This window comes from Catenulispora pinistramenti (assembly GCF_018274385.1).
GTDB lineage: Bacteria > Actinomycetota > Actinomycetes > Streptomycetales > Catenulisporaceae > Catenulispora > Catenulispora pinistramenti.
Window position 1 is genome coordinate 17,639 of sequence record NZ_JAAFYZ010000006.1, and the last position, 26,473, is coordinate 44,111.

A 26,473-nucleotide genomic window follows, 5' to 3' on the forward strand; every position below is an offset into this window, starting at 1 on the left:
CGAATCCCGCGTATCGCGTCCAACCCCACTGGTCCCGTCTCGCATGGCGGGACCAGTGAGGCGTCCCTCATGTGCGCGAATTCACACCCCCGGTGTTCGGCTCTCGGTTCGTGATCTGGGAGCGCACCGGACTACCCTGCGATGAGGTGGACGGCATCCGCGCTTCCGAAGCGGTAGCCGTACCGGAATCTTCCTTTGATGAGGGATGGACGCGCGTGGATCTTTTCGAGTACCAGGCGAGGGACATCTTCGCCAAGCACGGTGTGCCGGTGCTGGGCGGCGAGGTGGCCGAGACCCCGGAGCAGGCGGAGGCAGCCGCCGAGAAGCTGGGCGGCCGGGTGGTCGTCAAGGCCCAGGTGAAGGTCGGCGGACGCGGTAAGGCCGGCGGTGTGAAGCTGGCCGAGGGGCCGGCCGACGCCAAGGAGAAGGCCGCCGCGATCCTGGGCATGGACATCAAGGGCCACACGGTCCACAAGGTGATGCTGGCCCAGACCGCCGAGATCGAGGCCGAGTACTACGTCTCGTTCCTGCTGGACCGCTCCAACCGCACCTTCCTGGCGATGGCCAGCGTCGAGGGCGGTATGGAGATCGAGGAGATCGCGGTCACCAAGCCCGAGGCGCTGGCCAAGGTCCCGGTGGACGCCGCGGCCTACCACGAGGGCCTGTCGCAGGAGAAGGCCGACGAGATCGTCAAGGCCGCGAACTTCCCGCACCACGTGGCCGACCAGGTCGCCGCCGCGCTGGTGCAGCTGTGGCAGGTCTTCGTCCAGGAGGACGCCACCCTGGTCGAGGTCAACCCGCTGGTGAAGACCAGCGCCGGGAAGATCGTCGCGCTGGACGGCAAGGTGTCGCTGGATGAGAACGCCTCCTTCCGGCACGAGGACCACGAGGCGCTGGAGGACAAGGCCTCGGCGGACCCGCTGGAGGCCAAGGCCAAGGCCAAGCACCTGAACTACGTCAAGCTCGACGGCGAGGTCGGCATCATCGGCAACGGCGCGGGCCTGGTCATGTCCACCCTGGACGTGGTCGCCTACGCCGGGGAGAAGCACGGCGGCGTCAAGCCGGCCAACTTCCTGGACATCGGCGGCGGCGCCTCGGCCGAGGTGATGGCCAACGGTCTGGACATCATCCTCAACGACCCGGCTGTGAAGTCGGTGTTCGTCAACGTCTTCGGCGGCATCACCGCCTGTGACGCGGTGGCCAACGGCATCGTCGAGGCCTTCCACCTGCTGGGTGCCGAGGCCGGCAAGAAGCCGCTGGTCGTCCGGCTGGACGGCAACAACGCCGAGCTGGGCCGCCAGATCCTGGTGGACGCCAAGCTGCCGGGCGTTGAGCAGGTCGACACCATGGACGGCGCCGCGGACCGCGCGGCCGAGCTGGCGAACGCGCGCTAAGGGGATTGCAGAGAAATGGCTATCTTCCTCACTGAGAACAGCAAGGTCATCGTCCAGGGGATGACCGGCTCCGAGGGCATGAAGCACACCAAGCGCATGCTGGCCTCGGGCACCAAGATCGTCGGCGGCGTGAACCCGCGCAAGGCCGGCACCACCGTCGACGTCGACGGCGTCGAGGTCCCGGTGTTCGGCACCGTGGCCGAGGCGATGGACAAGACCGGCGCGGACGTGTCCGTGGTCTTCGTCCCGCCGGCGTTCACCAAGGCGGCGGCGCTGGAGGCGGTCGACGCCGGGATCGCGCTGTGCGTGATCATCACCGAGGGCGTGCCGGTCCACGACACCGCCGAGGTGTGGGCCTACAACCAGGCCAAGGGCGCCAAGACCCGGATCATCGGCCCGAACTGCCCGGGCCTGATCACCCCCGGCGCCTCGAACGCGGGCATCATCCCGGCCACCATCACCAAGGCCGGCAAGATCGGCCTGGTGTCCAAGTCGGGCACGCTGACCTACCAGATGATGTACGAGCTGCGGGACTTCGGCTTCTCCACCGCGGTCGGCATCGGCGGCGACCCGGTCATCGGCACCACCCACATCGACTGCCTGCAGGCGTTCCAGGACGACCCGGACACCGCGGCGATCGTGATGATCGGCGAGATCGGCGGCGACGCCGAGGAGCGCGCCGCGGCGTACATCAAGGAGCACATCACCAAGCCGGTGGTGGGCTACGTCGCGGGCTTCACCGCGCCCGAGGGCAAGACCATGGGCCACGCCGGCGCCATCGTCTCCGGCTCGGCCGGCACCGCCCAGGCGAAGCAGGAAGCGCTGGAAGCGGTCGGCGTGAAGGTCGGCAAGACGCCTTCGGCCACCGCGCAGCTGATGCGCGAGATCATGCAGGGCCTGTAAGGGTTCTGCTTCACGGGCCTCGGCCGCGCTTCGGGCGCGGTCGGGGCCTGTGGCGTTCTCGGTGCCGCCGGACGGCTGCCCGACACGCCCGGACCGATCACCCGGTCGCCGCAACCTCGCCCCCGTTTCGGCGCGGATCGGGTGTGTCCGGTGGGATTCTGGGGTTGTCCGCGGGGCACGGGCGTCTCCTCTTTCTGGGTGGTTTGCCCCCTTTGGTTGGGCGGGGCCCAACCGGGCCGCTGATTACGCCGCCGGGGTGAATCGCGGCGGTGCCCTCGGTGAGGCGTGCTGTCGCACCGGAGGCGGCGCGGATCCGCTGGCCAGAGTGGGGGGCATGCGCGATGAGAGCGGCGATCGCCGGAATGCCGTGGACGCTGGGCCGGATCGGAGCTGGGTGGCCGAGCAGCTGGCCGCCGCGCGGGCCCGGCAGGAGCCCGAGACCGAGCCGGAGCCGGCCGTCGTGCTCGGGGAGGCGCTGCGCGATCTGGCCGCCGAGTGGGGCGAGGTGCTGGCGGTCGCGTGGAACGGGCCGCATGGGCGGGACGTGCGGTTGGCCGCCCGGGCCGGGGCGCACGCGGCGCTGGCGGCGATCGCCACCTGGCTGGCCGCCGTCACCCTGTGCGTGACCGTCTGGCTGGTCTCGGCACCCAACACCTCGGGCCTCAGCGGGCCGTTGCGCGTCGGCGGCCAACTCTGGCTGCTCGGCCACCACGCCGCCCTGGACGTGCCGGCCGGCCGGATCGCGCTGGCCCCGCTCGGCTTCACCGCGTTGCTGGTCTTGGCGTTGTGGCAGACGGCCGTCGTCCCGATCGCGCGGCCCGTACAGCTCGCCTACACCGCCTTCGGCGCCGCGATCGGCTACTGCCTGGTGGCCGCGCTGGTGGCGGCTGGAGCCGCGACCAGCGACGTGCGGCCGGACACGGCGCAGGCGGTGTTGTCCGCGGTCCTGTTCGGCGCGCTGGTGCCGACGGCCGCGCGCTGGCGGCGCATCGCCGGGTTCTGCGATCTGCCGGAGTGGGTGTCCACGGCGGCCCGGGCGGGTGCGGCCGCCGGCGCGGTGCTGGTCGGCGGCGGCGCGTTGACGCTGGCCGGGACGATGGTCGTGCACCTGCCGGAGCCGGGTTGGCCGCGCGGCATCGCCGACGCGGTCGGCATGTTCCTGCTCAGCCTCGCGGTGCTGCCGAACGCGCTCGCCTGGTCGGCGTCATACGTGCTCGGACCCGGATTCGCGGTCGGCACCGGGACCGGCGTCAGTGTGCTGAGCGCGAAGGTCGGAGCGCTGCCGGTGTTCCCGATGCTCGGCGCCCTGCCGCGCGACGGCAGCCGCCTCTACCCCTACAGCCTGGCGTTCCTCGTGCTTCCGGTGGCGGCCGGGACGGTGTTGGCGCTGGTCGTGCTGCGTGCCGGGGAGCGGCCACTGGGCGAGCGAGTACGGGCTCTGAGCGCCGGGGCGGCGGCCGTGGCGCTGCTGGCCGGGCTGGTCGCGACGTTGTCGGGCGGTCCGCTGGCCGACGGACGGATGACCACGCTCGGTCCTTCCGGCTGGCGCACCGCTGTGGCGGCCTTCGTCCTGCTGGGAACGACCGCCGCCATCGTGGTGCTGACGCCGTCGCTGGGGCCGGCGGTCAAGGGACTGCCCAGGCCGTCGGTCGGGCGGATGGTCGATGCCGCGGCTGCCCTGCGGCCCCGGCGCCGGGTGACGGCGGAGCCCGAAGCAGTGTTCTTCACAGCAGACGCCGAAGCGCAGCCTGCCTCGGAGCCTGCCTCGGAGCCTGAACCGGAGCCTGAACCGGAGCCGGAAACAGAGTTCGAAGACAGCCTCGCTGTGGCCGCCGAGGACACGGCTGCCGAAGAAACCGCTGCCGAAGAAACCACGGTGGAAGAAGCCGAAGCCGACCCGGAGCCAGCCGAGCACGAGCCCGAGCCCGAGCACGAGCACCAGCCGAGCGAAGAGCAGGACTGAACCCGCTCAGCGCGACGTCGACATCCCCGTCCGGTTCTCCAACTGCGTCAGGCAGGCCTTCTGCGCGACCTGTGTGTTCGCACCCTGCATGCACTTGGCGTAGTCCTTGAACGGAGTCCACCACACGATCGAGGCGACCAGCAGCAGCCCGGCCAGCACCCCGGAGACCGAGGCCGACACCATGCTCGCGGTGGCCTCGGACGCCCGCTGATGCTTCAGCGCGGCCGTCCGCTGCGCCGAGATCGACAGCACGAACGCCGCCACCGCGAACGCCAGCCCGGCCGCCGCCCCGACGATCCACGCCGGGAACGTCTCCAGCCCCTGGTAGATCGCCAGCATGGTGCACGCCGTCGAGCCCAGCGACAGACCCAGTGCCCAGCGCGTCTTCAGATCGCGCGGCGGACGCGTGGGCGTCGGCGGCGCCTCGCGCTGGTCCCGGTAGCGCCGGTCCGGGTCGTTCTGCGGGTCCGGGCGCCGGTCCACCGGGCCGTAGCGGTTCGGGTCGCCCCACGGGGAGTGCTGGCGCTCCGGCTCGCGCGGACGCTCCGCACCCCACGGCTGCACCGGTCCCGGACGCACCTGGCCGTAAGGCTGCTGCGGCGGCGGGCCCCACGGCGAGCGCGGCGGCTGCTGCCGGTCGGCGGCGTCTTCCGGAGGCGGCGCGAACGGGTTGTCCTCGTTCGGAGCCGGAGCCGGAGCCGGAGCCGGAGCTGCGGGCGCAGGCGCGGCCGAAGTCGGGGCCGCAACCGGAGCCGGAGCCGAAAGCTCTTCCGTCCCCACCCCCGAAGCGGACGCCCCACCCTGCTCATCCGGCTCAGCGGCCCCGACGCCACCGGCGCCGAGCCCGCTGTCCGTCGGCGTGGGCCGTTGCTCGGCGTCGGTCACGGAAGTCCTCCGGGTTATCGTGGACATGATCGGTTCATCGCTGGTCGGCTGGCGGGCAACGCCCCGCCTGCCCACTATCGTTGCCTATGGCGACCCCGCCCGTCCAAGTGGGTTGGGTCCGACCGGCAGACAACAGCAAACACCCCTATAAGGAGGCCGCGGTCGTGGTCCATCCCGAAGGAACGAAGAGCCCGCCAGGGCTCGTGGAACACCGCCCGGGCGCCCCGGCGAGGATCGTGGTCCTCGTCTCGGGCTCGGGCACCAATCTGCAGGCGTTGATCGACGCGGAGCACGCGGAGAAAGCCCAGCGCGCGGAGAAGGCCGAGCACGCCGAGAGAGCCCAGCAGGCCGCGAAGGCCGAGCCGGCCGCCCCCGCGTTCGGTGCCACGGCCGCCCCCGCGTTCGGCGCCACCATCGTGGCCGTGGGCGCGGACCGCACCGGGATCCAGGGTCTGGACCGTGCCGAGCAGGCCGGCATCCCCACTTTCGCGCTGCGCGTCAAGGACTTCGCCACCCGCGAGGACTGGGACCGCGCGCTGCGCGACAAGGTCGCCGAGTACGAGCCGGACCTGGTGGTCTCGGCCGGCTTCATGAAGCTGCTCGGCCCGGACTTCCTGACCGCCTTCCGCGGCCGCGTCATCAACACCCACCCCGCGCTCTCGCCGAGCTTCCCCGGCATGCACGGCCCGGCCGACGCCCTGGCCTACGGCGTGAAGGTCACCGGCTGCACGGTGTTCTTCGTCGCCGGCGGCGTGGACGACGGCCCGGTGATCGCCCAGGTCGCCGTCCCGGTAGAGGACGGCGACGACGTGGCGACCCTGCACGAGCGCATCAAGACGGCGGAGCGGGCACTGCTCGTGGACGTCGTGGGCCGGCTGGCCCGCCATGGCTGGACCATCGACAACCGAAAGGTCACCTTCCAGTGAGCACCACTGAGGACATCCGCCCGATCAAGCGCGCGCTGGTCAGCGTGTACGACAAGACCGGGCTGGAGGAGCTGGCCCGCGGCCTGCACGCGGCCGGGGTCGCCCTGGTCTCCACCGGCGGCTCGGCGAAGCTGATCCGCGACCTGGACATCCCGGTCACCGAGGTGGCCGACCTCACCGGCTTCCCGGAGTGCCTGGACGGCCGGGTCAAGACCCTGCATCCCAAGGTGCACGCCGGCATCCTGGCCGACCTGCGGCTGGAGGACCACCGCAAGCAGCTCGCCGAGCTCGGCGTGGAGCCCTTCGACCTGGTCGTGGTGAACCTCTACCCGTTCACCCAGACCGTCGCCTCCGGCGCCGGCCCCGACGAGTGCGTCGAGCAGATCGACATCGGCGGCCCGTCGATGGTCCGGGCCGCGGCGAAGAACCACCCGAGCGTGGCCGTCGTCGTGAACCCGGCGAACTACGGCGCGGTGCTGGCCGCGGTGCAGGCCGGCGGCTTCAGCTTCGCGCAGCGCAAGCGCCTGGCCGCCGAGGCCTTCGCGCACACCGCCGAGTACGACGCCGCCGTCGCCGGCTGGTTCTCCTCGGCCTACGCGCCCGACGGCGAATCCCGCTTCCCCGACTTCGTCGCCAACACCTACGAGCGCAAGGCCGTCCTGCGCTACGGCGAGAACCCGCACCAGGGCGCCGCGCTCTACATCAACGAAGATGAGCAGGACACCCTCGCCACCGCCGAGCAGCTGCACGGCAAGGAGATGTCCTACAACAACTACGTGGACACCGACGCCGCCATCCGCTCGGCCCACGACTTCGAAGAAGCCTGCGTCGCGATCATCAAGCACGCCAACCCCTGCGGCATCGCGGTCAGTTCCGCCGGCGATATCGCCGAGGCGCACCGGCTGGCCAACGAGTGCGACCCGGTCTCGGCCTTCGGCGGCATCATCGCCGCCAACCGCACCGTCACCAACGCGATGGCGTTGCAGGTCAACGAGGTCTTCACCGAGGTCATCTGCGCGCCGGACTACGAGCCGGAGGCGCTGGAGACGCTGAAGACCAAGAAGAACATCAGGATCCTGAAGACCGGCAGCCGCAACCGCCGCAAGCTGGAGTTCCGTCAGATCTGCGGCGGCCTGCTGCTCCAGGACGGCGACCTGTACCAGGCCGAGGGCGACGACCCGGCGACCTGGACCCTGGCCAGCGGCGAGCCGGCCGACGAGCAGACCTTCGCCGACCTGGTCTTCGCCTGGCGCGCGATCCGCTCGGTGAAGTCCAACGCGATCCTGCTGGCCTCCGGCGGCGCCTCGGTCGGCGTCGGCATGGGCCAGGTGAACCGGGTCGACTCGGCCAAGCTGGCGGTCCAGCGGGCCGGCGACAAGGCACACGGCTCGGTCGCGGCCTCCGACGCCTACTTCCCGTTCCCGGACGGCTTCGAGGTCCTGGCCGAGGCCGGGGTCAAGGCCGTGGTGCAGCCCGGCGGTTCGGTGCGCGACGAGCTGGTGATCGAGGCGGCGCGCAAGGCCGGCGTCACGATGTACATGACCGGCACCCGGCACTTCACCCACTAAGGAGGCGACAGACATGACCGCACAGATCCTGGACGGCAAGGCCACCGCCGCCACCATCAAGAGTGAGCTGTCCACGCGGGTCGAGACGCTCAAAGCCCGCGGCATCGTGCCCGGCTTGGCGACCCTGCTGGTCGGCGACGACCCGGCGTCCGCCTCCTACGTGCGCAGCAAGCACCGCGACTGCGCGCAGGTCGGCATCGCCTCGATCCAGCGCCGGCTGCCCGCCTCGGCGTCCCAGGCGCAGGTCGCCGAGGCCGTGGCCGAGCTGAACGAGGACCCGGCCTGCACCGGCTACATCGTCCAGCTGCCGCTGCCCAAGGGCATCGATGAGAACGCGATCCTGGAGCTGGTGGACCCGGACAAGGACGCCGACGGCCTGCACCCGACCAACCTGGGCCGGCTCGTGCTGGGCGCTCCGGCGCCGCTGCCGTGCACCCCGCTGGGCATCGTCGAGCTGCTGCGCCGTCACGACGTGGCGATCGCCGGGGCCGAGGTGGTGATCGTCGGCCGCGGCATCACCGTGGGCCGGCCGCTGGGCCTGCTGCTGACCCGGCGCAGCGAGAACGCGACCGTGACGCTGTGCCATACCGGCACCCGCGACCTGGCGTTCCACACCCTGAAGGCGGACATCGTCGTGGCCGCCGCCGGTGTGCCGAACCTGATCACCGCCGAACTGGTGAAGCCGGGCGCGGCGGTGCTGGACGTCGGCGTGTCCCGCGGGGAGGGCGGCTTGGCCGGCGACGTCGCGGACGACGTGCGCGACGTGGCGGGCTGGGTGTCGCCGAACCCCGGCGGGGTCGGGCCGATGACCCGGGCGATGCTGCTCAACAACGTGGTGGAGATCGCGGAGCGCCGGCTCTAGGCGGCCTCCGGCGGTGCTGATGAGCCGTCCCTATTGACGGTTCATCAGATCACCCTTACAAGGGGGGACATGTCCGGTGACCATCGGGACCTGTCCCCCCTTGATGATTTCCCGTTCCATCAGACCTCGGAGTCGCTGGCGCACGTGGCCACCTCCGACCGGAACTTCTACGACCGCTACTACTTCAACGTGCATCACTGCACCGGCGATCTCTTCATGGCGCTGGGAGTGGGGCAGTACCCGAACCTCGGGGTGACCGACGCTTTCGCGGCGGTCGTCCACCGGGGAGTCCACCGCGTGGTCCGGGCCTCGCGCGAGTTGGGGAACGACCGCGGCGATACATCCGTGGGCCCGTTCCGCGTCGAGGTCCTGGAGCCGCTGAACCGGCTGCGGGTCGTGCTGGAGCCGGGGGAGTACGAGCTCTCCTTCGACCTGACCTGGACCGCGTCGATCCCGGCGACCCGGGAGCCGCGGCAGTTCGTGCGGCGCCACGGCCGGGTCTGGATGGACTCGGTGCGGCTGGCGCAGACCGGCTTCTGGGCCGGGACGCTGCGGATCGGCGAGGACGAACTCGCCGTCGCCCCCGACACCTGGTGGGGGTCGCGAGACCGGTCGTGGGGCATCCGGCCGGTCGGCGAGGCCGAGCCCGCCGGGATCGGCGGCAACGGCGGGGTCCCGCCGACGTTCCACTGGGTCTACGCGCCGATGCAGTTCGACGACTTCTCGATCCTGGTGATCGCGCAGGAGGACGAGGACGGTGTCCGGGTCGTGGAGGAGGCGGTGAAGGTCTTCCGCGACGGCCGCCACGCCGAGTCCCTGGGCCGTCCGGATCTGGAACTGCACTACAGTCCCGGCAGCCGGGACGTGAAGTCGGCCGTGGTGACCTTCGCCGGCCGGGCCGAGCGGGTCCGGGTGACGCAGTTGCTCCCGCTGCACATGGCCGTCGGCAGCGGCTACGGCCTGGACGCCGACTGGCGGCACGGCATGTATCAAGGGCCTGATCTGGTGGTCCAGCAGGTGGTGCTGCCGGCGGCGGAGGCGGCCGCGAAGTCCGGGATGTTCGGCATCACCGAGCGGCTCTCGCGCTTCGACTACGACGGGCCAGAGGGCCTCCGCACCGGGTTCGGCCTGTTCGAGACGCTGTTCATCGGCGCGCACAAGCCCAGCGGGTTCGGCGACTGGCTGGCGGTGGCGCCGTAGCGCGCTCGTTACAGATCGCGGTCTTGGCGATCATGCGGCGCAAGTAGAGTTGCCCGCATGGCAGTGAACAACCGTCCCCCCGGGACCTCCTTCGGCCGCCAGGTCGCCGCGGAGTGGCCGATCCTGGCGGTGCTGGCCGGCTTCGGCTTCGGCATGACGGTGATACTGCACAACGAGGTCTTCCAGGGCGCCGCGGTGATGGGCCTGTCGCTGCTGATGGGCGCCGGGCTCCGGCTGTTCCTGCCCACCCGGGTGGCCGGCACGCTGGCCGTCCGGCGCCGGGCGGTCGACGTCGGCATGTACACGGTCGTCGGCCTGACGCTGGTGGTGTTGGGGCTGCTGGTGCAGGGGATATTCTCGAACTGACGGGCCCGGGCCGGCCGGTCCGGACCGGGTTCGGCGGCCGCTTGGCGATCGGTGCCGCGAGGCATGTATCTTGAGGTCGAGATAATTCCCGATCCGTAAGGACGTCCGCCATGGCCTACTCCGGTCCCAAGATCAAGGTCGCGAACCCCGTCGTCGAACTCGACGGCGACGAGATGACCCGGATCATCTGGCAGTTCATCAAGGACTCGCTGATCCTGCCCTACCTCGATGTCGACCTGAAGTACTTCGACCTGGGCATCGAGCACCGCGATGCCACGGACGACCAGGTCACCGTGGACGCGGCGAACGCGATCAAGCAGTACGGCGTCGGCGTGAAGTGCGCCACCATCACCCCGGACGAGGCGCGGGTCGAGGAGTTCGGCCTGAAGAAGATGTGGCGCTCGCCCAACGGCACCATCCGCAACATCCTGGACGGCGTGATCTTCCGCGAGCCGATCGTCATCAGCAACATCCCGCGCCTGGTCCCGGGCTGGACCAAGCCGATCGTCGTCGGCCGCCACGCCTTCGGCGACCAGTACCGCGCCACCGACCTGAAGGTCCCCGGCGAGGGCACGCTGACCCTGACCTTCACCCCGAAGGACGGCGGCGAGCCGATCGAGCTCAACGTCTTCGACTTCCCCGGCTCCGGCGTCGCGCTGGCGATGTACAACCTGGACGAGTCGATCCGCGGCTTCGCCCGCGCCTCGATGCGCTACGGCCTCAACCGCGGCTACCCGGTCTACCTCTCCACGAAGAACACGATCCTGAAGGGCTACGACGGCCGCTTCAAGGACATCTTCCAGGAGATCTTCGACACCGAGTTCAAGACCGAGTTCGACAAGGCCGGCCTGACCTACGAGCACCGCCTGATCGACGACATGGTGGCCTCCGCGCTGAAGTGGGAGGGCGGCTACGTCTGGGCGTGCAAGAACTACGACGGCGACGTCCAGTCCGACACCGTCGCCCAGGGCTTCGGCTCCCTCGGCCTGATGACCTCGGTCCTGATGGCCCCCGACGGCAAGACCGTCGAGGCCGAGGCCGCGCACGGCACCGTGACCCGGCACTACCGCCAGCACCAGCAGGGCAAGCCCACCTCCACCAACCCGATCGCCTCGATCTACGCGTGGACCCAGGGCCTGGCCTACCGGGGCAAGTTCGACAACACCCCCGAGGTCGTGAAGTTCGCCGAGACCCTGGAGCGCGTCTGCGTCCAGACCGTCGAGGAGGGCAAGATGACCAAGGACCTGGCGCTGCTGGTCTCCCCGGACCAGCCGTACCTGACCACCCAGGAATTCCTCGCCGCGATCGACGAGAACCTGCAGAAGGCGATGACCTCGGCCTGAGGCTGAGTCTTCGGCCCTGAGCCCTGGGCTCGGAACGCTCGGCTCTGGGCTTTGAACGCTTGGCCCTGGGCTTTGAACGCTGGGCTCTATGGCCCTTGGGTTTTGAGCTCTGTGCTCCGAAGTACCTCGTGAGGTGCGCGGCCCCCGTGGCCGCGCACCTCACGCGTTTCCGGGCTCGTACTCTCGCGACAACGCCGGGTTCTGCGGCGTGCCGCGAGAATCGAGGCGCGCGCTACGACGCCGGCGTGTAGGTCACGAACACAACCCCGTTGTTGCCGAATCCGGGCGCCGCGTTGACCGGCGGTGTGGGGTCTCCCGAGGAGCTCGGCGGCTGCGAACCGCCCCCGCTGCCGCCGTTGCCGCCGTCCTGCGCGGGTCCGCCCTCGCCGTTGCCGCCGCCGGGGGCGAGGCTGCCGCCGCCGTCGCCGCCGAACACGGTGTATTCGCTGGCGTTGGACGCGCCGCGGCTCCCGTTCTGCCCGGAGATGTTCTGCGTCGCCGGGATCACCTGGCCATTCTGCTTGCAGACGCCGCCCGCGCCGCCGGCTCCGCCGCCCCCGCCGTAGCCGCCTTCGTGCTGGTCGAGTTGCCCGGCGCCGCCTCCGCCACCGCCGAAGGCATAGGCGATGGTGTCGCCGTTTCCGAAGCTGCTCGCGCCGCCGCCTCCGCCGCCTCCGCCACCCGGGATCTCGTCGACCGTGCCCTGGCCGCCGCGTCCGCCGGATCCGGGGACGACGCCACCGCCGGCGCCGCCGTAGCCGCTCGGAATCTGGGTGGGCGAAGCAGCTCCGGTCCCGCCGCCTCCGCCTCCGCCGCCCTGGGCTCCGCCGGCTCCGCCGGTGGCCGCGTTCGCGGACCGGTCGGCGCCCGCCTGGCCGCCGTCGTCGCCGTAGCCCGCGGTCGGATCGGTGTCAGGAGCGCCCTGGCTCCCGCCGCTGCCGCCGGCTCCGCCGACCACGACGTTGTACGTGGCGCCCGGCGTCACCGTCAGCTGGCAGGTCACCAGACCGCCCTCGCCGCCGCCTCCGCCGCCCCAGGCCTGATAGCCCGGCGCGGTGCTGTCGCCGCCCCCGCCGCCTCCGGCCGCGGCCACGGTCACCGTGACCTGGGTGACGCCCGCGGGCACGGTGAACACGGAGTCCGTGGTGAACATCTCGGGCACCGGCGCGGGCGTGTCCGCGCGGGCCGCGGCCGCGGGGAGCACGACGATTCCAGCCAGGGCTGCCACGGCGATCGATGCGACCTTTGCAGATTTCACAAGGCAACCGTATGACCCGGTGTGAGGTCATTGATGTACATTTCGCCATGAAATCACCGATTGGCGCCGGATGGCTCCGCGAGCCGGGCAGACAGGTGTCTTATATGCGCATTCGAACCAAGGCCGCGGCAGGCCTGACCACCTTCCTCGTCACGACGGCCATGGCGGCGGTGTGGGGGCCGCCCGCGTCCGCCGACACCAACGCGGTGCAGCCGTCGGTCCTGGCGATCCTCGCCCATCCGGACGACGACCTGCTGTTCATGGAACCGGATCTCAAGCAGGACTACGACGTCCCCACCACGACCGTCTACGTCACCGGCGGGGACGCCACCAACCACGGCGACCCGGGCAAGGAGTTCCCCGACCCGTGCGCGTATTCGGCCAGCAGGTTCGACGGCCTGCGCGCGGCGCACTCCCGCGGTATCCAGAACCCGACCTGGACCAAGACCGCCATCACGATTGACGGCCACGTCATCGAGGAGGACACCCTCAACCAGCGCCGCACGACCAAGCTTGTCTTCCTGCGCCTGCACGAGGCCGGTAACGGGCACTTCAAATCGGAGCCGCCGGATCCGAAGGACGGCGACTTCGCCAACATCTACGACCTCTTCGCACATCCCAACTCCCGGTTCAAGGAGAGGTCGGAGGGCAGCGACCCCGGCGACGGCGATCGGCCCGGCGGCAACGACTGCGACCCGCAGTGGGCGCATCAGACGTACAACCGCGAAGACCTGCTCTTGACCTTCACCGATCTGATGGAGCGCTACCAGGCCAGCACGGTCCTGTCCCTGGACCCCAACGTCGGCTACCCCTACAAGGATCTCAACATCGACCACATCGGGGTCTCCCGGTTCGTCGGCGTCGCGTCCCAGGGGTGGCACGGGCCTGAGAACAAGGGACATCTCCTGCTGCGGGACTATCGGACCTACACGATCGACGCCGATCCCGGGAACCTGGATCCCGCCACGTTCGCCGACAAACAGGACGAGTTCCTCACCTATGTCGGCCCCAATCGCCATGCCACCGAAAAGGACTACAGCGGGCAGAACGATCCCGAGCCGAATCCGTACAACGACTTCTACTCCAAGTTCCTCCACCGCGAATACCCACGCTGGACCAACGGAGTGGCGTGGACAGCGCTGGACTCCACCGGGCGCCTGAACGCGGTGGCGATGCTGGACAACAAGGTCCAGATCTGGCGCGAGAACGCCTCCGGCGGCACCTGGACCGGGCCGATCCCGGTCCCCGGCAGCGTCCCGCTGGCTTCGACCCTGACCCTGATCAAGGACGGCTTCGGCACCCTGCACATCGTCGGGATCCGCCTGGCGGACAACCAGATCGTCACCACCGCCGAGAACGCCACCGGGACCTGGGGACCATGGACCGTGCTCGGCAATCCCAACTCCAACCCGGATCAGCAGGTCCTGACCGGGAATCCGGCCGTGGTGGCCGAGCGCGACGGCCGACTGACCGTGTTCGTCCGGAACTGGGGCAGCGGGGTCAGCATGCTGCGGCAGAACCCGGACGGGAGCTGGCCGTCGGACTGGGCCGACATCAAGGGCTACCTGGTGCGCGACGACATCACCGCCGGCCTGGCCCCGGACGGCCACGTCGAGCTGTTCGCGCCGTCGATCGGCGGCCTGCTGCACTGGAGCGAGAACCCGGACACCGGCGCCTACCCGATCGACCCGGTGCCGGTCGGCCCGCCGACCGCCGGACCGGTCAGCATCAGCCGCAACTCCGACGGCCGCATGCAGATCTTCTACGTGCAGGCCGACACCGGGAAAGTCGCTACGCAATGGCAGCGGCCGACCGGCTTCTGGACCACCACCTCCGGCGCCATCGGCCCGTTCGGGCTCGAAGGCGTCTCGGCCAACGCCGGCAGCGACGGCCGCATGACGCTGGCCACCCGCAACCCCGGGGGCGGGGTGAGCCTGCTGGTCCAGGACGCGCCGAACATCGGCTTCAGCAACTTCCCGGACTTGGGCAATGTGATCCTCGGCGCCCCGGTCGTGGCGCTCGACCGGCGCGGGCGTCAGGTGGTGCTGGCCTTCGAACGGGACGGCGCGCTGCACGTGGCGCGGCAGTCGGCACCGGGGGCGGGGAGCCCGTACGGGCAGTGGGAGTTGGCAGGGAGCTGAGATAGGCGACAGTTGAGCGGCCCCGGACCTGTCGTCCGGGGCCGCTTGGCTTTTCCGGCCGCTCAGCCGCGCGCCGGCCGCTCAACCGGTCAGCCGCGCATCAGCCGCCGCTCAGCCGCTCAGCCGCTCAGCCGCGTGCCAGCCGCCGGTCGGCCAGCGAGGCCAGCAGCGCGGCCCCATCCCCGAGCACCGAATCATCGAAGTCGGCCAGCGGGCTGTGGTTCGAGGGCGCGTTCTCGAAGTCGTCCACCGGACAGGCGCCGAGGAAGCAGTAAGTCCCCGGCACCTCCTCCAGCACCCGCGAGAAGTCCTCGGCCCCGGGGTTCGGGTCGGCCAGCCGCAGGAACCGCTCCTCGCCGAGGATCTCGCTCGTGACCTCCTGGAGGAAGTCGACCTCGGCGTCGTGGTTCACGGTCGGCGGGTACTGCTCCTTGTAGGTGATGTCCACCCCGCAGCCATACGCCGCCGCCATGCCGTTGAGCAGGTCCGGCACCGTCTCCAGCAGCCGGGCCCGGGACGCGTGCGAGAACGAGCGCATCGTCAGGTGGAACGCGGCGTCGTCCGGGATGATGTTCGACGCGGTCCCGGCGTGGAAGGCACCGACGGTGATCACCACCGGGTCGAAGATGTCGAACTTGCGGGTGACCAGGGACTGCAGTGCCACCACCATCTCGCAGGCCACCGGGATCGGGTCCCGGCCGGTGTGCGGCCGCGAGCCGTGCGCACCGGCGCCGCGCACCGTCACCAGGAGCTCGTCGGCCCCGGCCATCAGGGTCCCGGCCCGGGAGCCGACCGACCCGCGGGGGATCTTGTCGGAGAGCACGTGCAGGCCGTAGGCGCCGACCACCCGCGGACCGGCGGCGTCCAGCACGCCCTCGCGGATCATGCGCCCGGCCCCGTCGTCACCCTCCTCGCCGGGCTGGAACATGAACACCACGTCGCCGGCCAGCCGGTCGCGGCGCGCGCTGAGTAGCCGGGCCGCGCCGACCAGGATCGCGGTGTGCAGGTCGTGGCCGCAGGCGTGCATGTTCGGGCCGTCGGCGGCGTAGTCCCGGCCGGTCCTCTCCACCACCGGCAGCGCGTCCATGTCGCCGCGCAGCAGCACCGCCTGCGCCTGGGCACTCTGCGAGTCTCCGGTGCCGCCCGCCGCGCCGGTCCCGCGCAGCACCGCGGTCACCGACTTCAGCTCCTTGCCCAGGCTGATCTCCAGCGGCAGCCCCTCGAGCGCGGCCAGGACCCGCTCCTGGGTGCGGGGCAGTTCAAGGCCGATCTCGGGTATGCGATGCAGGTCGCGGCGCAGCCGGACCAGATCGTCCTGCAGCTCCTTGGCGTCATCGGTGTAGGTCATGCTGCCATCGTGCACCGGCTGTCCAGATCCGCGATCGTGATGATCGCCTGACCGCCGGTGATGCCCGGACGCTTCGGCGCCCGCCTACCGCCCGTCCGGCGGCCCGGCCATCGGCGCCGGCTGCAGGATGTTGAACCGCGCGCCGAACTGGTCGGTCAGCGCGGCCAGCCGTCCGGGCGGGGCGTCGGCGGCCGGGATCAGGACGGTGCCGCCGGAGCCGGTCACCCGGGCCACGGTCGTGTCGGCGTCGGCCACCATGAAGTAGGGGACCCACTTCTCGTCCTGGATCGGCACCTGGTCGGTGATCGTCATGATCCCGCCGAACGCGGCCATCGGGTCGCCGGACCGGGTCGTCCACATGTCGTAGCCGCCGCCCTCAGGCGCGCCCTCCATATACGGCTCCACCTGCCAGCCGAAAAGCGCGGGATAGAAGGACTTCGCCGCCGCCGGATCGCGGGTCCACAACTCGGTCCAGAGCATCGTGTCCTCGACGCAGCAGGCCTGGAAGCCGGTGACCTCGCCGGACTGCCAGAGCGCGAACTCGGCGCCGCTGGGATCGGTGAGCTGGGCGAAGGAGCCCTCGCCGGGGATCCCCGTGACCGGGACGCGCACCTTGGCGCCGCCCCTCTCGGCGGCGGCCACCGAAGCGGCGGCGTCGGCGACCCGGACGTAGGTCATCCAGTCGGGTTTGTCGGCCGGATCGGTCAGCCCGCCGAGCCCGGCGACCGACTTCCCGTCCTTGCGCAGGAACCAGTAGCCGGGATCCTCCGGGGAATCCGGCACCATCTGCTCCGCGGTCCAGCCGAAGACCCGGCCGTAGAAGGCGGCCGAGGCGCCGGGGTCGGGGGAGCCGAGATCGATCCAACCGGGCAGGCCGGGGGTGTTCTCCGAGGTGATCATGAGAGGGCCTTCCTGTGAGGTGCGTCACACAGGATCGAGTCTTCCACCCGGCACCGACAGTCACGACCCGAGCGCGGAACCGGGATCGCCCGCTTCCCGCGTATGTCTGCTTTCTCACAGGAGTCGGCGCTCCCTGACGGAAACCTCGCAGGTACTCCAGGAGTAGCCTGTGGGCTGGCAACACATCCATACGGAACCTTCACATAAACGCAGGAGCCACAAGCGATGTCCCGCACCCCCGTCAACGTCACCGTGACCGGCGCGGCCGGCCAGATCGGCTACGCCCTGCTGTTCCGCATCGCCTCCGGCCACCTGCTGGGCCCGGACGTGCCGGTGAAGCTGAACCTGCTGGAGATCCCGCAGGCGGTCAAGGCCGCCGAGGGCACGGCGATGGAGCTGGTCGACTCCGCGTTCCCGCTGCTGGCCGGGATCGACATCCACGACAACCCCAAGGACGGCTTCAACGGCGCGAACGTGGCGCTGCTGGTCGGCGCCCGCCCCCGCACCGCGGGCATGGAGCGCGGCGACCTGCTGGAGGCCAACGGCGGCATCTTCAAGCCGCAGGGCGAGGCCATCAACGCGCACGCCGCCGACGACATCAAGGTCCTGGTGGTCGGCAACCCGGCGAACACCAACGCGCTGATCGCCGCCGCCCACGCCCCGGACGTCCCGAAGTCCCGGTTCACCGCGATGACCCGCCTGGACCACAACCGGGCCCTGGGCCAGCTGGCGCTGAAGACCGGCGCCCCGGTCGCCGACATCACCAACCTGACCATCTGGGGCAACCACTCCGCGACCCAGTACCCGGACGTGTTCCACGCCAAGATCGCCGGCAAGAACGCCGCCGAGGTCGTCAACGACCAGGAGTGGATCGAGAAGACCTTCATCCCGACCGTCGCCAAGCGCGGCGCGGCCATCATCGAGGCCCGCGGCTTCAGCTCCGCCGCCTCGGCCGCCAACGCCGCCCTGGACCACATGTACACCTGGGTCAACGGCACCGCCGAGGGCGACTGGACCTCCATGGGCGTCGTCTCCAACGGCGCCTACGGCGTCGCCGAGGGCCTGGTCTCCTCCTTCCCGGTCACCACCAAGGGCGGCGAGTGGAGCATCGTCGAGGGCCTGGAGATCGACGAGTTCTCGCGCGGCCGCATCGACGCCTCGGTCAAGGAACTGTCCGAGGAGCGCGACGCGGTGAAGCAGCTCGGCCTGATCTGAGCGGCTCAGCCGCACGGTCAGAGCAGACGGACGGCCCGGCGCCCCGCACACCGCGGGAGCCGGGCCGTTTCTTGCCTTTTATCGCCGACCGTCGCGGGTCACAGCAACGGATCCCGGGCCAATAATCGCGTCAGCACCAAAGCCGACCGCGTCCGCTGGATCTCCGGCTCCCGCCGGATCCGTTCCAGCGCCTCCTCCAAGTGCTGCGTGTTCTCGGCGACCAGGTGCAGCAGCGCGTCGGCGTCCCCGGTGATCGTGTACGCGGCGACCACCTCCGGGTGCCGCGAAACGCACTCCCGGATCACGTCCGGCGACGTCCGGTCCCCGCAGTAGACCTCGACGAAGGCCTCGGTGGTCCAGCCGAGCGCGGTCTGGTCGACGATCACCGAGAACCCGCGGATCGCCCCGTCGGCCCGCAGCCGGTCCACCCGCCGCTTCACCGCCGAAGCCGACAACCCCACCCCCGCCCCGACGTCGGCGAAGGACGCCCGCGCGTCGCGGCGCAGCGCGTCGATGATGGCGCGGTCGAGGCTGTCCATGCCCTGAGATTAGCGGTCCGCGGTCCCGCGGCCCCGGACGCCCGATCCCGATCCGGCCGACTGATCCGCGCACAATCCGCCACACCACGAGGAACGAACGATTGCGGCGAAGGGGTGACGCCACTTCTTCGTCGAAGGCGACACCCGTCGTCCATGCCGGGGCCACCGGCCGGACGCCGGAATCACGGCACGGTGAAGAAATCCCGCCACCGACGAGACCAGAACCCCTCGCCACACGTCTCAACAAACGAAGCCGCGCCCGCAGCGGGCCGTACCCCCGCCGCGAGCGCGGCCGATCACGTCGCGCGGACCCGGCCGCCGAGGCCGGGTCCGTCGCGACCGACAGACAGTATCAACCCAGAGCGCTCCGTAGTTGCAGCACGGCCCAGTCCAGGTCCTCGGCGGTCACCACGAGCGGCGGCGCGAGCCGGATCGTCGAACCGTGAGTGTCCTTGGCCAGCACCCCGCGCGCCATCAGCCGCTCGGAGATCTCCCGGCCGGTCCCGTAGGAGGGATCGATGTCCACGCCGGCCCACAGGCCGCGCCCGCGCACCTCGCGCACCATCTCCGGCGGCAGCTCGGCCAGCGCCGCGTGCAGATGCGCGCCGAGCGTCCGGGCCCGGGCCTGGTACTCGCCGGTGGCCAGCAGGCCGACCACCGCGCGGCCGACCGCGCAGGCCAGCGGGTTGCCGCCGAAGGTGGAGCCGTGCTCGCCGGGGTGGAACACGCCGAGCACGTCCCGGTTCGCGACCACCGCCGACACCGGCAGGATCCCGCCGCCGAGCGCCTTGCCCAGGATGTAGACGTCCGGCACCACGGCTTCGTGGTCACACGCGAACGTGTACCCGGTCCGGCCCAGTCCGGACTGGATCTCGTCGGCCATCATCAGAACACCGCGCCGGGTGCAGACCTCGCGCACCGCCGCGAGATACCCGTCCGGCGGCACCAGCACCCCGGCCTCGCCCTGGATCGGCTCCAGCAGCACGGCCACGGTGTCGTCGGTGATGGCCGCCTCGATCGCCGCGGCGTCGCCGTAGGGCACTGAGACGAACCCCGGGGTGAACGGCCCGAACTCGTTGCGGGCGTCCGGATCCGTGGAGAACGACACGATGGACAGCGTCCGGCCGTGGAAGTTCCCCTCGCAGGTGATGATCTGCGCGCGGTCCTCGGGCACGCCCTTGACCTGGTAGCCCCACTTGCGCGCGGTCTTCAGCGCGGTCTCCACGGCCTCGGCCCCGGAGTTCATCGGCAGCGCCGCGTCCTTGCCGGACAGCTCGGCCAGCTCGGCGACGAACGGCCCGAACTGGTCGTGGTGGAAGGCCCGCGAGGTCAGCGTCACCCGGCCCAGCTGCTCGCGCGCGGCGGCCAGCAGCACCGGGTTGCTGTGCCCGAAGTTCAGCGCCGAGTACCCGGCGAGCATGTCCAGGTAGCGGTTGCCGTCGACGTCGGTCACCCAGGCCCCGTCGGCCTCGGTGATCACCACCGGCAGCGGGTGGTAGTTGTGCGCGGTGTGCGCGTCGGACTGCGCGATCAGCGCTTTGGCCCGGTCCGAGGGCGGAGCGTGCTGGCCGGTGCGGTCGGTCTCAGGGATCGTGGTCACGGCGGGGCTCCTCTCAGCCTCGGAGTTCCAGCGTGCAGCACTTGACCGAGCCGCCGGCCTTGAGCAGTTCGGACAGGTCCATGCCGATCGGCTCGTAGCCGCGCTCGGCCAGCTGCGCCGCCATGCCGGTGGCGGCCTGGGGGAGCAGGACGTGCAGGCCGTCGGACACCGCGTTGAGCCCGAACGCCGCGGCGTCCTCGGCGGTGGCGATGACAGCGTTCGGATACAGCGTGTTCAGCACCGCCCGCGACCCCGGCGAGAACGCCTCGGGGTAGTAGGCGATGGTCTCGTGGTCGAGCACCGTCAGCGCGGTGTCCAGGTGGTAGTAGCGCGGGTCGACCAGGCGCAGCCCGATCACCGGCATCCCGAAGAACTCCTGCGCCTCCAGATGGGCGTTCGGGTCGGACCGGAAGCCGTGGCCGGCCAGGATCCAGTCCCCGGCGTAGAGGAAGTCGCCCTCACCCTCGTTGATGAACTGCGGGTCGTGGATCTCGGCGAAGCCGTTCTTGCGGAACCACTCCATGTACGCCGGACCCTCCGGCACGCGCTCCTTGTTCCGGAACGAGGCGCCGAGCACCTTGCCGCCCACGACGGTGGCGCCGTTGGCCGCGAACACCATGTCCGGCAGGCCCTCGATCGGTTTGATGGCCTCCACCTGGTGGCCGAGGTTCAAGTAGGCGTCGCGCAGGGTCTCCCACTGGCGCGCGGCCAGCGAGGCGTCGACCGGTTGGTCCGGGTGCATCCAGGGGTTGATGGCGTAGGCGACCGCGAAGTGGTCGGGCGGGCACATCAGATAGCGGCGCGGAATCGCCACGCGCTGGGTCGCCGAGGGGGCGCCGGAGGACTCGGGGGTCATGCAACCTGAGCATAAGTACCGCGTTTCCCCAGCTCAAGGCACCATCGTTGCGTGTCGTCGGGCGATCGTTGCGAAGATCGGTCGGTCACAGGCGTTTCATTGCGCCCCTGCCGTCCCAGCGGGCCGGCGCCCGGGCTCCCTACAATCAGGACGTGAGCCCCATTCTCGTGTCCATCCTGGTCGTGCTGGCGCTGATCCTCATCGAGGCGCTGTTCGTCGCCTCCGAGATCGCGCTCGTTTCGTTGCGCGAGAGCCAGATCGAGACCATGGCCCAACAAGGCCGCCGCGGCCAGGTGGTGGCCAAACTGGTGCGCGACCAGAACCGGTGGCTGGCCACGGTGCAGATCGGCGTCACCCTGACGGCGCTGCTGTCCTCGGCCTACGGCGCCATCACCCTGTCCGAGAGCGCCAAGCGCGGCCTGATCAGCGCCGGGCTCGGCGAGGGCCTGGCCGGATTCGTCGGGGTCGTCGGGGTCACCCTGGTCATCACCTTCGTCACCCTGGTGATCGGCGAGCTCGCGCCCAAGCGGCTGGCACTGCAACGGCCGGAGCCGACGGCGCGCGCGGTCGCGCCCTTCCTGAACCGGATGGCCGCGGTGGTCCGGCCGTTCATCTTCCTGCTGTCGGTGTGCACCAACGGCGTGGTCCGGCTGTTCGGCGGCGACCCGGACGTGGGCCGGGAGGCGGTGTCCTCGGAGGAACTGCGGCTGATGGTGGCCGGGAACCAGACCCTGAACAGCGACGAGCGCGAGCTGATCGACGAGATCTTCGACGCCGGCGACCGGCAGCTGCGCGAGGTGCTGGTCCCGCGGACCGAGGTCACGTTCCTGGACGGCAGCATGCCGATCCGGCAGGCCGGGCGGATCGCCGCCTCCGAGCCGCACTCCCGCTACCCGGTGATCGACGGCTCGGCGGACAACGTCATCGGGTTCGTGCACGTGCGCGACTTCCTCAACCCGGAGCTGGCCGGGCGCTCGATCCGGCTGGAGGAGATCGCCCGGCCGGTGAAGATGCTGCCGACCTCCAAGCAGCTGCTCGCGGCGCTGTCGGAGATGCGGGCGGAGTCCACGCACCTGGCGATCGTCGTGGACGAGTACGGCGGCACCGCCGGCATCGTCACCCTGGAGGACCTGATCGAGGAGCTGATCGGTGACATCCAGGACGAGTACGACGTCGGCCAGGCCGGCACCACCCGGCTGGTCGGCGGGGTGATGGAGGTCGACGGCCTGCTGAACCTCGACGACTTCATGGACGAGTCCGGCATCGAGCTGCCGGACGGCCCGTACGAGACCGCGGCCGGCTTCATCGTGGCCCAGCTCGGCCGGCTGCCGCAGCTCGGCGACGAGGTCGTGGTGGCCTTCGACACGGTGCGCGGGCTCGGCGACGTGGACGACGACGAGGACGTCGAACGCGAGGTGCACCGCTACCAGCTGCGGGTGGCGGAGATGGACGGCCGACGGATCGCACGGATCCGGATCACGCGGCTGCCGGAGGGCGGGGTCGCGGTGGTCGGGGCTGGTGATGAGGCCGGCGATTCCGACTCGGGTGACTCCGGCGCCGAGATCGACACCGAAACCGATGTCGATGCCGAGCCTGCCGAGGCCACGGCCACCGCCGCCGAATCAGCCGGTGATCTCGCCTCTGATCTCACCGCAGCCGAATCAGCCGGTGATCCCGCCTCTGATCTCACCTCTGGTGATGATCCGGACACTGATGGTGCCGACCCCTTGGCCGGGTCCGGCCGCGGGGAGGAGATCCAGGGAGAACCCGATCAAAGCGAGCCGCGGATCTGAGAGAATGGGGCTCATGGCAGCCGCTCCCCAGTCCTCCGGTCGCAAGCGCGTCTTCTCCGGGATCCAGCCGACCGCCGACTCCTTCCACGTCGGCAACTACCTCGGCGCGATCCGGCAGTGGGTGCCGCTGCAGGAGACCCACGAGACCATCTACTGCGTGGTGGACCTGCACGCGATCACTGTCGAGCAGGACCCGAAGCTGTTGCGCCAGCGCACCCGGATCGCCGCCGCGCAGCTGCTCGCGGCCGGTATCGACCCCGGGCGCAGCACCCTGTTCGTGCAGAGCCACGTGCCCGAGCACGCGCAGCTGGCCTGGGTGCTGACCTGCATGACCGGGTTCGGCGAGGCCAGCCGGATGACCCAGTTCAAGGACAAGTCCGGCAAGCAAGGCGCGGCCAACACCAACGTGGGGCTGTTCACCTACCCGATGCTGATGGCCGCCGACGTGCTGCTCTACAACGCCGACGCGGTCCCGGTCGGCGAGGACCAGCGGCAGCACCTGGAACTCACCCGGGACCTGGCGCAGCGCTTCAACGGCCGCTACGGCGACTACTTCACGGTGCCGGACCCGTTCATCATCAAGGCCACCGGCAAGATCACCGACCTGCAGGAGCCGGGCGCGAAGATGTCGAAGTCGGCCTCCTCGCCGGCCGGCATCATCGAGCTGCTGGACGACCCGAAGGTCTCGGCCAAGAAGATCCGCTCGGCGGTCACCGACACCGAGCGCGAGATCCGCTACGACGAGCAGAACAAGGCCGGCATCTCCAACCTGCTGTCGATCTACGCGGCGCTGGACGGCCGGACCATCTCCGAGCTCGAGGCCGCCTACGACGGCAAGGGCTACGGCGACCTGAAGAAGGACCTGTCCGAGGTCTTCATCGACTTCGTGACCCCGTTCCGGGAGCGGACCCAGGCCTTGCTGGCCGAGCCGGACAAGCTGGACGCGGTCCTGGCCGAGGGCGCGGCCAAGGCCCGGGCCATCGCGACGCGGACCCTGTCGGAGGTCTACGACCGCGTCGGATTCCTGCCCGCGGCGGGGAACTGACGGTGGGCGGCGTACCGGATCCCCTTGAGGCGACCTTCGCGGGCGTCAACCCCTTCGCGGCCGCGCACGGGGTGGACACCGTGACCATCGGCGTCGCGGTGCCGATCCCGGAACCGTTCGGCAGCGAGCTGCAGAAGTGGCGCGAGTCGTTCCACGACCCGATGGCGCTGGCGATCCCGACCCACGTCACCCTGCTCCCGCCGACCGAGGTCGAGCGCGAGGACCTGCCGGGCATCGAGGACCACCTGGCCAAGGCGGCCACCGTCGGCCAGCCGTTCTCCATGCTGTTGCAGGGCACGGACACCTTCCGCCCGATCTCCCCGGTGACCTTCGTCCGGGTGGCCCAGGGCGGCGAGCAGTGCGCCACCACCGAGGCCCTGGTCCGCTCCGGGGTGCTGGCCCGCGAGGCACGTTTCCCCTACCACCCGCACGTGACGGTCGCCCACGAGCTGCCCGACGCCATGCTCGCCCGGGCCCAGGACGTCCTGGCCGGCTACGAGGCCCGCTTCCCGGTGACCGGGTTCGCTTTGTACCTGCACGGCGACGACGGCGTGTGGCGCGTCCGCCGCCTGTTCCCTTACGGCGGCTAGACCTTACCTGCCCCTGTTCCCCTTACGGCGGCTAGGCCTTACCTGCCCCTGTTCCCCTTACGGCGGCTAGGCCTTACCTGCCCCTGTTCCCCTTACGGCGGCTAGGCCTTACCTGCCCCTGTTCCCCTTACGGCGGCTAGGCCCCGCGCCCCGCCCTCTGCCGCGGGCTGGGAAAGCGCGACGGCGGCCCCGATACCTGGAAGCCGCCGCCTGGGTGCCGCTAACGCTCGCGCCGCCTACTCCAGAACCGGCGCCGGACCCGCGGACGGGGCCGCCGGCTTCGGCCTCAGGGTTAGCGACAGTAGGCAGACCGCCAGCGCGATGCAGGCGCCGACCGTCAGTCCGGTCTCCAGACCGTGGGTGTAGTTCACCTTGGGGTTCGGGTTGTGGCTGCCCTTCGTCGACGCCGTGGAGATGGTCAACAGGACCGCGATACCCAGCGCGCCGCCGATCTGCTGGCAGGCCTGCATCAGGCCGGAGCCGGCGCCGGAGTCACGCGGGGCCAGGCCGTTCATGATGTTCAGCGCGATCGGGCTGAACGCGATACCGCCGCCGAGGCCGAACAGCAGGAACGGCACCAGCAGACCGGTGGCGAATCCGGTGTGGATCGAGATGTGCGACAGCCAGTACAGCGCCACGGCGATCAGCGCCGTGCCGGTCACGATCAGCGGCCGGGGCCCGAAACGGGGCAGCAGCTTGGGAACGAACCGGGAGACCGCGAAAAGCGTCGCGGTCAGCGGCAGGAACGCGAACCCGGCCCGGATCGGCGAGTAGCTCAGCACGTTCTGCATGAACTGCGGCAGGAAGAAGAACATGGAGAACATCGCGCCGACCAGCAGCACATAGGAGCCGTAGCTGCGGGCCCGAGTGGAGTTCCTCAGCAGCCGCAGCGGGAACACCGGGAAGTCGGAGCGGGACTCGATGAACACGAACGCGCTCAGCAGCACCACGGCCGCGACGAACACGAAGATGGTCGTGCTGTCGCCCCAGCCGTGCTCGGAGGCGTTGATGAACCCGTAGACCAGGCTGCCCATCCCGGTGACCGAGGTGATGGCGCCGGGGATGTCGAACCTGCCCTGCACCCGCGGAGACTCATTCAGCAACCGGGCCGCGGCGAAAGCGGCCACCACACCGATAGGCACGTTGATGTACATCACCAGCCGCCACGAACCCCAGGTGGTCAGCATCCCGCCGAGCAGCAGCCCGACCGACCCGCCGGCACTGGAGACCGCGGTGAACAGGCTCATCGCCTTCACCCGCGGAGCGCCCTCCGGGAACGTGGTGATGATCAGCGCCAGCATGCTCGGCCCGGCCATAGCCGCACCGACCCCCTGCAGAGCACGCGAAGCAAGCAACATGGTGGAGTCGACCGCGAGCCCACCGATGAACGAAGCCACCGTGAACAAGATGACCCCGGAGACGAACATCCGCCGCCGGCCCAAAATATCCCCGGCCCGCCCACCGAGCAGCAACAGCCCACCAAACGCGAGCGTATAGGCGTTCAGCACCCAAGACAGGTTCGCCTCAGAGAACTTCAGCGACGTCTGGATCTTCGGCAGCGCTATGTTGACGATGGTCGCGTCGAGGACCAGCATCAGCTGGCAAGTCACGATCGTGGCAAGGATGAGCCCCGGCTTGGGCTCCCGCTTCGGAACAACTTTCCCAGTGGAAGGCGTTGTGGATATGGACGCAGTAGACATGGTGTCCTTCACCTGACGGCGAGCAAAAAGCGGAGGCTGACTCCGTTTAGCGTAGAGTGCCGCCACACATTGCGGCAA

The 26,473-nt window shown here is 70.4% G+C and carries 22 protein-coding genes; 14 read left to right on the top strand and 8 right to left on the bottom strand.

From position 1 onward, the window contains the following. The first annotated feature begins 215 nt into the window (after positions 1-215). The 3 genes from sucC to KGQ19_RS02575 all read left to right on the top strand — a co-directional run bounded on the left by sucC (position 216) and on the right by KGQ19_RS02575 (position 4,260). The gene (gene sucC / locus KGQ19_RS02565; RefSeq protein ID WP_212007407.1) at positions 216-1,394 is read left to right on the top strand and encodes an ADP-forming succinate--CoA ligase subunit beta; all 1,179 of its coding nucleotides are present in this window, start codon (positions 216-218) and stop codon (positions 1,392-1,394) included. Between the two features lie 15 nt (positions 1,395-1,409). Further along, complete coding sequence (gene sucD / locus KGQ19_RS02570) at positions 1,410-2,297, top strand: succinate--CoA ligase subunit alpha (RefSeq protein ID WP_194893364.1); 888 nt, start codon at positions 1,410-1,412, stop codon at positions 2,295-2,297. A gap of 334 nt (positions 2,298-2,631) precedes the next feature. After that, positions 2,632-4,260 (top strand): cell division protein PerM, encoded by a 1,629-nt coding sequence (locus KGQ19_RS02575; protein WP_212007408.1) that lies wholly within the window; start codon positions 2,632-2,634, stop codon positions 4,258-4,260. Between the two features lie 6 nt (positions 4,261-4,266). On the opposite strand, the gene KGQ19_RS02580 is transcribed toward KGQ19_RS02575, so the two are convergent. Then, positions 4,267-5,172: a hypothetical protein gene (locus KGQ19_RS02580; RefSeq protein WP_212007409.1), complete on the bottom strand. Its 906-nt coding sequence runs from the start codon at positions 5,170-5,172 to the stop codon at positions 4,267-4,269. Positions 5,173-5,309: 137 nt separating this feature from the next. On the opposite strand from KGQ19_RS02580, the gene purN reads away from it, so the two are divergent. From purN to KGQ19_RS02610, 6 genes are all read left to right on the top strand, one after another. Then, positions 5,310-6,071 carry a phosphoribosylglycinamide formyltransferase gene (gene purN, locus KGQ19_RS02585; RefSeq protein ID WP_307856327.1) on the top strand — a complete coding sequence of 254 codons (762 nt, stop codon included), beginning with the start codon at positions 5,310-5,312 and terminating at the stop codon, positions 6,069-6,071. Then, a complete protein-coding gene (gene purH / locus KGQ19_RS02590; protein ID WP_307856328.1) occupies positions 6,068-7,639 on the top strand; it encodes a bifunctional phosphoribosylaminoimidazolecarboxamide formyltransferase/IMP cyclohydrolase in 1,572 nt (523 codons plus the stop codon). The genes purN and purH overlap by 4 nt, the downstream gene beginning before the upstream one ends. Before the next feature lie 13 nt (positions 7,640-7,652). Continuing rightward, entirely contained in the window at positions 7,653-8,501 is an 849-nt protein-coding gene (locus tag KGQ19_RS02595) for a bifunctional methylenetetrahydrofolate dehydrogenase/methenyltetrahydrofolate cyclohydrolase (protein ID WP_212007411.1), read from the top strand. Between the two features lie 69 nt (positions 8,502-8,570). Next, positions 8,571-9,701 (top strand): Rv3169 family protein, encoded by a 1,131-nt coding sequence (locus tag KGQ19_RS02600; RefSeq protein WP_212007412.1) that lies wholly within the window; start codon positions 8,571-8,573, stop codon positions 9,699-9,701. A gap of 57 nt (positions 9,702-9,758) precedes the next feature. Further along, positions 9,759-10,067: a DUF3017 domain-containing protein gene (locus KGQ19_RS02605; protein WP_212007413.1), complete on the top strand. Its 309-nt coding sequence runs from the start codon at positions 9,759-9,761 to the stop codon at positions 10,065-10,067. Positions 10,068-10,177: 110 nt separating this feature from the next. After that, on the top strand, positions 10,178-11,410 hold the full coding sequence (locus KGQ19_RS02610) for an NADP-dependent isocitrate dehydrogenase (protein ID WP_212007414.1): 1,233 nt from the start codon (positions 10,178-10,180) through the stop codon (positions 11,408-11,410). A 232-nt stretch (positions 11,411-11,642) separates the two neighbouring features. Here KGQ19_RS02610 and KGQ19_RS50835 read toward each other — a convergent pair whose 3' ends face one another. Next, complete coding sequence (locus KGQ19_RS50835; RefSeq protein WP_268907678.1) at positions 11,643-12,668, bottom strand: hypothetical protein; 1,026 nt, start codon at positions 12,666-12,668, stop codon at positions 11,643-11,645. A gap of 104 nt (positions 12,669-12,772) precedes the next feature. Between KGQ19_RS50835 and KGQ19_RS02625 the strand changes: the two genes are divergently transcribed. Beyond that, on the top strand, positions 12,773-14,809 hold the full coding sequence (locus KGQ19_RS02625) for a DUF8189 domain-containing protein (protein WP_212007416.1): 2,037 nt from the start codon (positions 12,773-12,775) through the stop codon (positions 14,807-14,809). Positions 14,810-14,936: 127 nt separating this feature from the next. On the opposite strand, the gene KGQ19_RS02630 is transcribed toward KGQ19_RS02625, so the two are convergent. Next, positions 14,937-16,157, bottom strand: coding sequence for a M20 metallopeptidase family protein (locus tag KGQ19_RS02630; protein ID WP_212007417.1), 1,221 nt, complete (start codon positions 16,155-16,157; stop codon positions 14,937-14,939). 84 nt (positions 16,158-16,241) lie between these two features. Further along, positions 16,242-17,057: a VOC family protein gene (locus KGQ19_RS02635; RefSeq protein ID WP_212007418.1), complete on the bottom strand. Its 816-nt coding sequence runs from the start codon at positions 17,055-17,057 to the stop codon at positions 16,242-16,244. A gap of 225 nt (positions 17,058-17,282) precedes the next feature. On the opposite strand from KGQ19_RS02635, the gene KGQ19_RS02640 reads away from it, so the two are divergent. Continuing rightward, on the top strand, positions 17,283-18,272 hold the full coding sequence (locus KGQ19_RS02640; protein ID WP_212007419.1) for a malate dehydrogenase: 990 nt from the start codon (positions 17,283-17,285) through the stop codon (positions 18,270-18,272). A gap of 98 nt (positions 18,273-18,370) precedes the next feature. On the opposite strand, the gene KGQ19_RS02645 is transcribed toward KGQ19_RS02640, so the two are convergent. The 3 genes from KGQ19_RS02645 to ddaH form a co-directional block, all read right to left on the bottom strand. After that, on the bottom strand, positions 18,371-18,811 hold the full coding sequence (locus KGQ19_RS02645; RefSeq protein ID WP_194893377.1) for an Lrp/AsnC family transcriptional regulator: 441 nt from the start codon (positions 18,809-18,811) through the stop codon (positions 18,371-18,373). A 352-nt stretch (positions 18,812-19,163) separates the two neighbouring features. After that, entirely contained in the window at positions 19,164-20,402 is a 1,239-nt protein-coding gene (rocD, locus tag KGQ19_RS02650) for an ornithine--oxo-acid transaminase (protein ID WP_212007485.1), read from the bottom strand. Between the two features lie 22 nt (positions 20,403-20,424). Beyond that, positions 20,425-21,267, bottom strand: a complete 843-nt coding sequence (gene ddaH, locus KGQ19_RS02655) for a dimethylargininase (protein ID WP_212007420.1) — start codon at positions 21,265-21,267, stop codon at positions 20,425-20,427. Between the two features lie 152 nt (positions 21,268-21,419). On the opposite strand from ddaH, the gene KGQ19_RS02660 reads away from it, so the two are divergent. Genes KGQ19_RS02660 through KGQ19_RS02670 form a run of 3 tightly spaced genes read left to right on the top strand, consistent with a single transcriptional unit; the run spans position 21,420 to position 24,695 of the window. Further along, entirely contained in the window at positions 21,420-23,060 is a 1,641-nt protein-coding gene (locus KGQ19_RS02660) for a hemolysin family protein (protein WP_307856330.1), read from the top strand. Positions 23,061-23,064: 4 nt separating this feature from the next. Further along, a complete protein-coding gene (gene trpS, locus KGQ19_RS02665; RefSeq protein ID WP_212007421.1) occupies positions 23,065-24,105 on the top strand; it encodes a tryptophan--tRNA ligase in 1,041 nt (346 codons plus the stop codon). 2 nt (positions 24,106-24,107) lie between these two features. Further along, the gene (locus KGQ19_RS02670) at positions 24,108-24,695 is read left to right on the top strand and encodes a 2'-5' RNA ligase family protein (protein ID WP_212007422.1); all 588 of its coding nucleotides are present in this window, start codon (positions 24,108-24,110) and stop codon (positions 24,693-24,695) included. A 236-nt stretch (positions 24,696-24,931) separates the two neighbouring features. On the opposite strand, the gene KGQ19_RS02675 is transcribed toward KGQ19_RS02670, so the two are convergent. Then, the gene (locus tag KGQ19_RS02675) at positions 24,932-26,305 is read right to left on the bottom strand and encodes an MFS transporter (RefSeq protein ID WP_307856331.1); all 1,374 of its coding nucleotides are present in this window, start codon (positions 26,303-26,305) and stop codon (positions 24,932-24,934) included. Positions 26,306-26,473 lie beyond the last annotated feature (168 nt).

Coding starts and splice junctions, on each gene's coding strand:
- sucD (WP_194893364.1), top strand. CDS start 1,410: ATGGCTATCTTCCTCACTGAGAACAGCAAGGTCATCGTCCAGGGGATG.
- KGQ19_RS02575 (WP_212007408.1), top strand. CDS start 2,632: ATGCGCGATGAGAGCGGCGATCGCCGGAATGCCGTGGACGCTGGGCCG.
- KGQ19_RS02580 (WP_212007409.1), bottom strand. CDS start 5,172: ATGTCCACGATAACCCGGAGGACTTCCGTGACCGACGCCGAGCAACGG.
- KGQ19_RS02595 (WP_212007411.1), top strand. CDS start 7,653: ATGACCGCACAGATCCTGGACGGCAAGGCCACCGCCGCCACCATCAAG.
- KGQ19_RS02600 (WP_212007412.1), top strand. CDS start 8,571: ATGTCCGGTGACCATCGGGACCTGTCCCCCCTTGATGATTTCCCGTTC.
- KGQ19_RS02605 (WP_212007413.1), top strand. CDS start 9,759: ATGGCAGTGAACAACCGTCCCCCCGGGACCTCCTTCGGCCGCCAGGTC.
- KGQ19_RS02610 (WP_212007414.1), top strand. CDS start 10,178: ATGGCCTACTCCGGTCCCAAGATCAAGGTCGCGAACCCCGTCGTCGAA.
- KGQ19_RS02625 (WP_212007416.1), top strand. CDS start 12,773: ATGCGCATTCGAACCAAGGCCGCGGCAGGCCTGACCACCTTCCTCGTC.
- KGQ19_RS02630 (WP_212007417.1), bottom strand. CDS start 16,157: ATGACCTACACCGATGACGCCAAGGAGCTGCAGGACGATCTGGTCCGG.
- KGQ19_RS02635 (WP_212007418.1), bottom strand. CDS start 17,057: ATGATCACCTCGGAGAACACCCCCGGCCTGCCCGGTTGGATCGATCTC.
- KGQ19_RS02640 (WP_212007419.1), top strand. CDS start 17,283: ATGTCCCGCACCCCCGTCAACGTCACCGTGACCGGCGCGGCCGGCCAG.
- KGQ19_RS02645 (WP_194893377.1), bottom strand. CDS start 18,811: ATGGACAGCCTCGACCGCGCCATCATCGACGCGCTGCGCCGCGACGCG.
- ddaH (WP_212007420.1), bottom strand. CDS start 21,267: ATGACCCCCGAGTCCTCCGGCGCCCCCTCGGCGACCCAGCGCGTGGCG.
- trpS (WP_212007421.1), top strand. CDS start 23,065: ATGGGGCTCATGGCAGCCGCTCCCCAGTCCTCCGGTCGCAAGCGCGTC.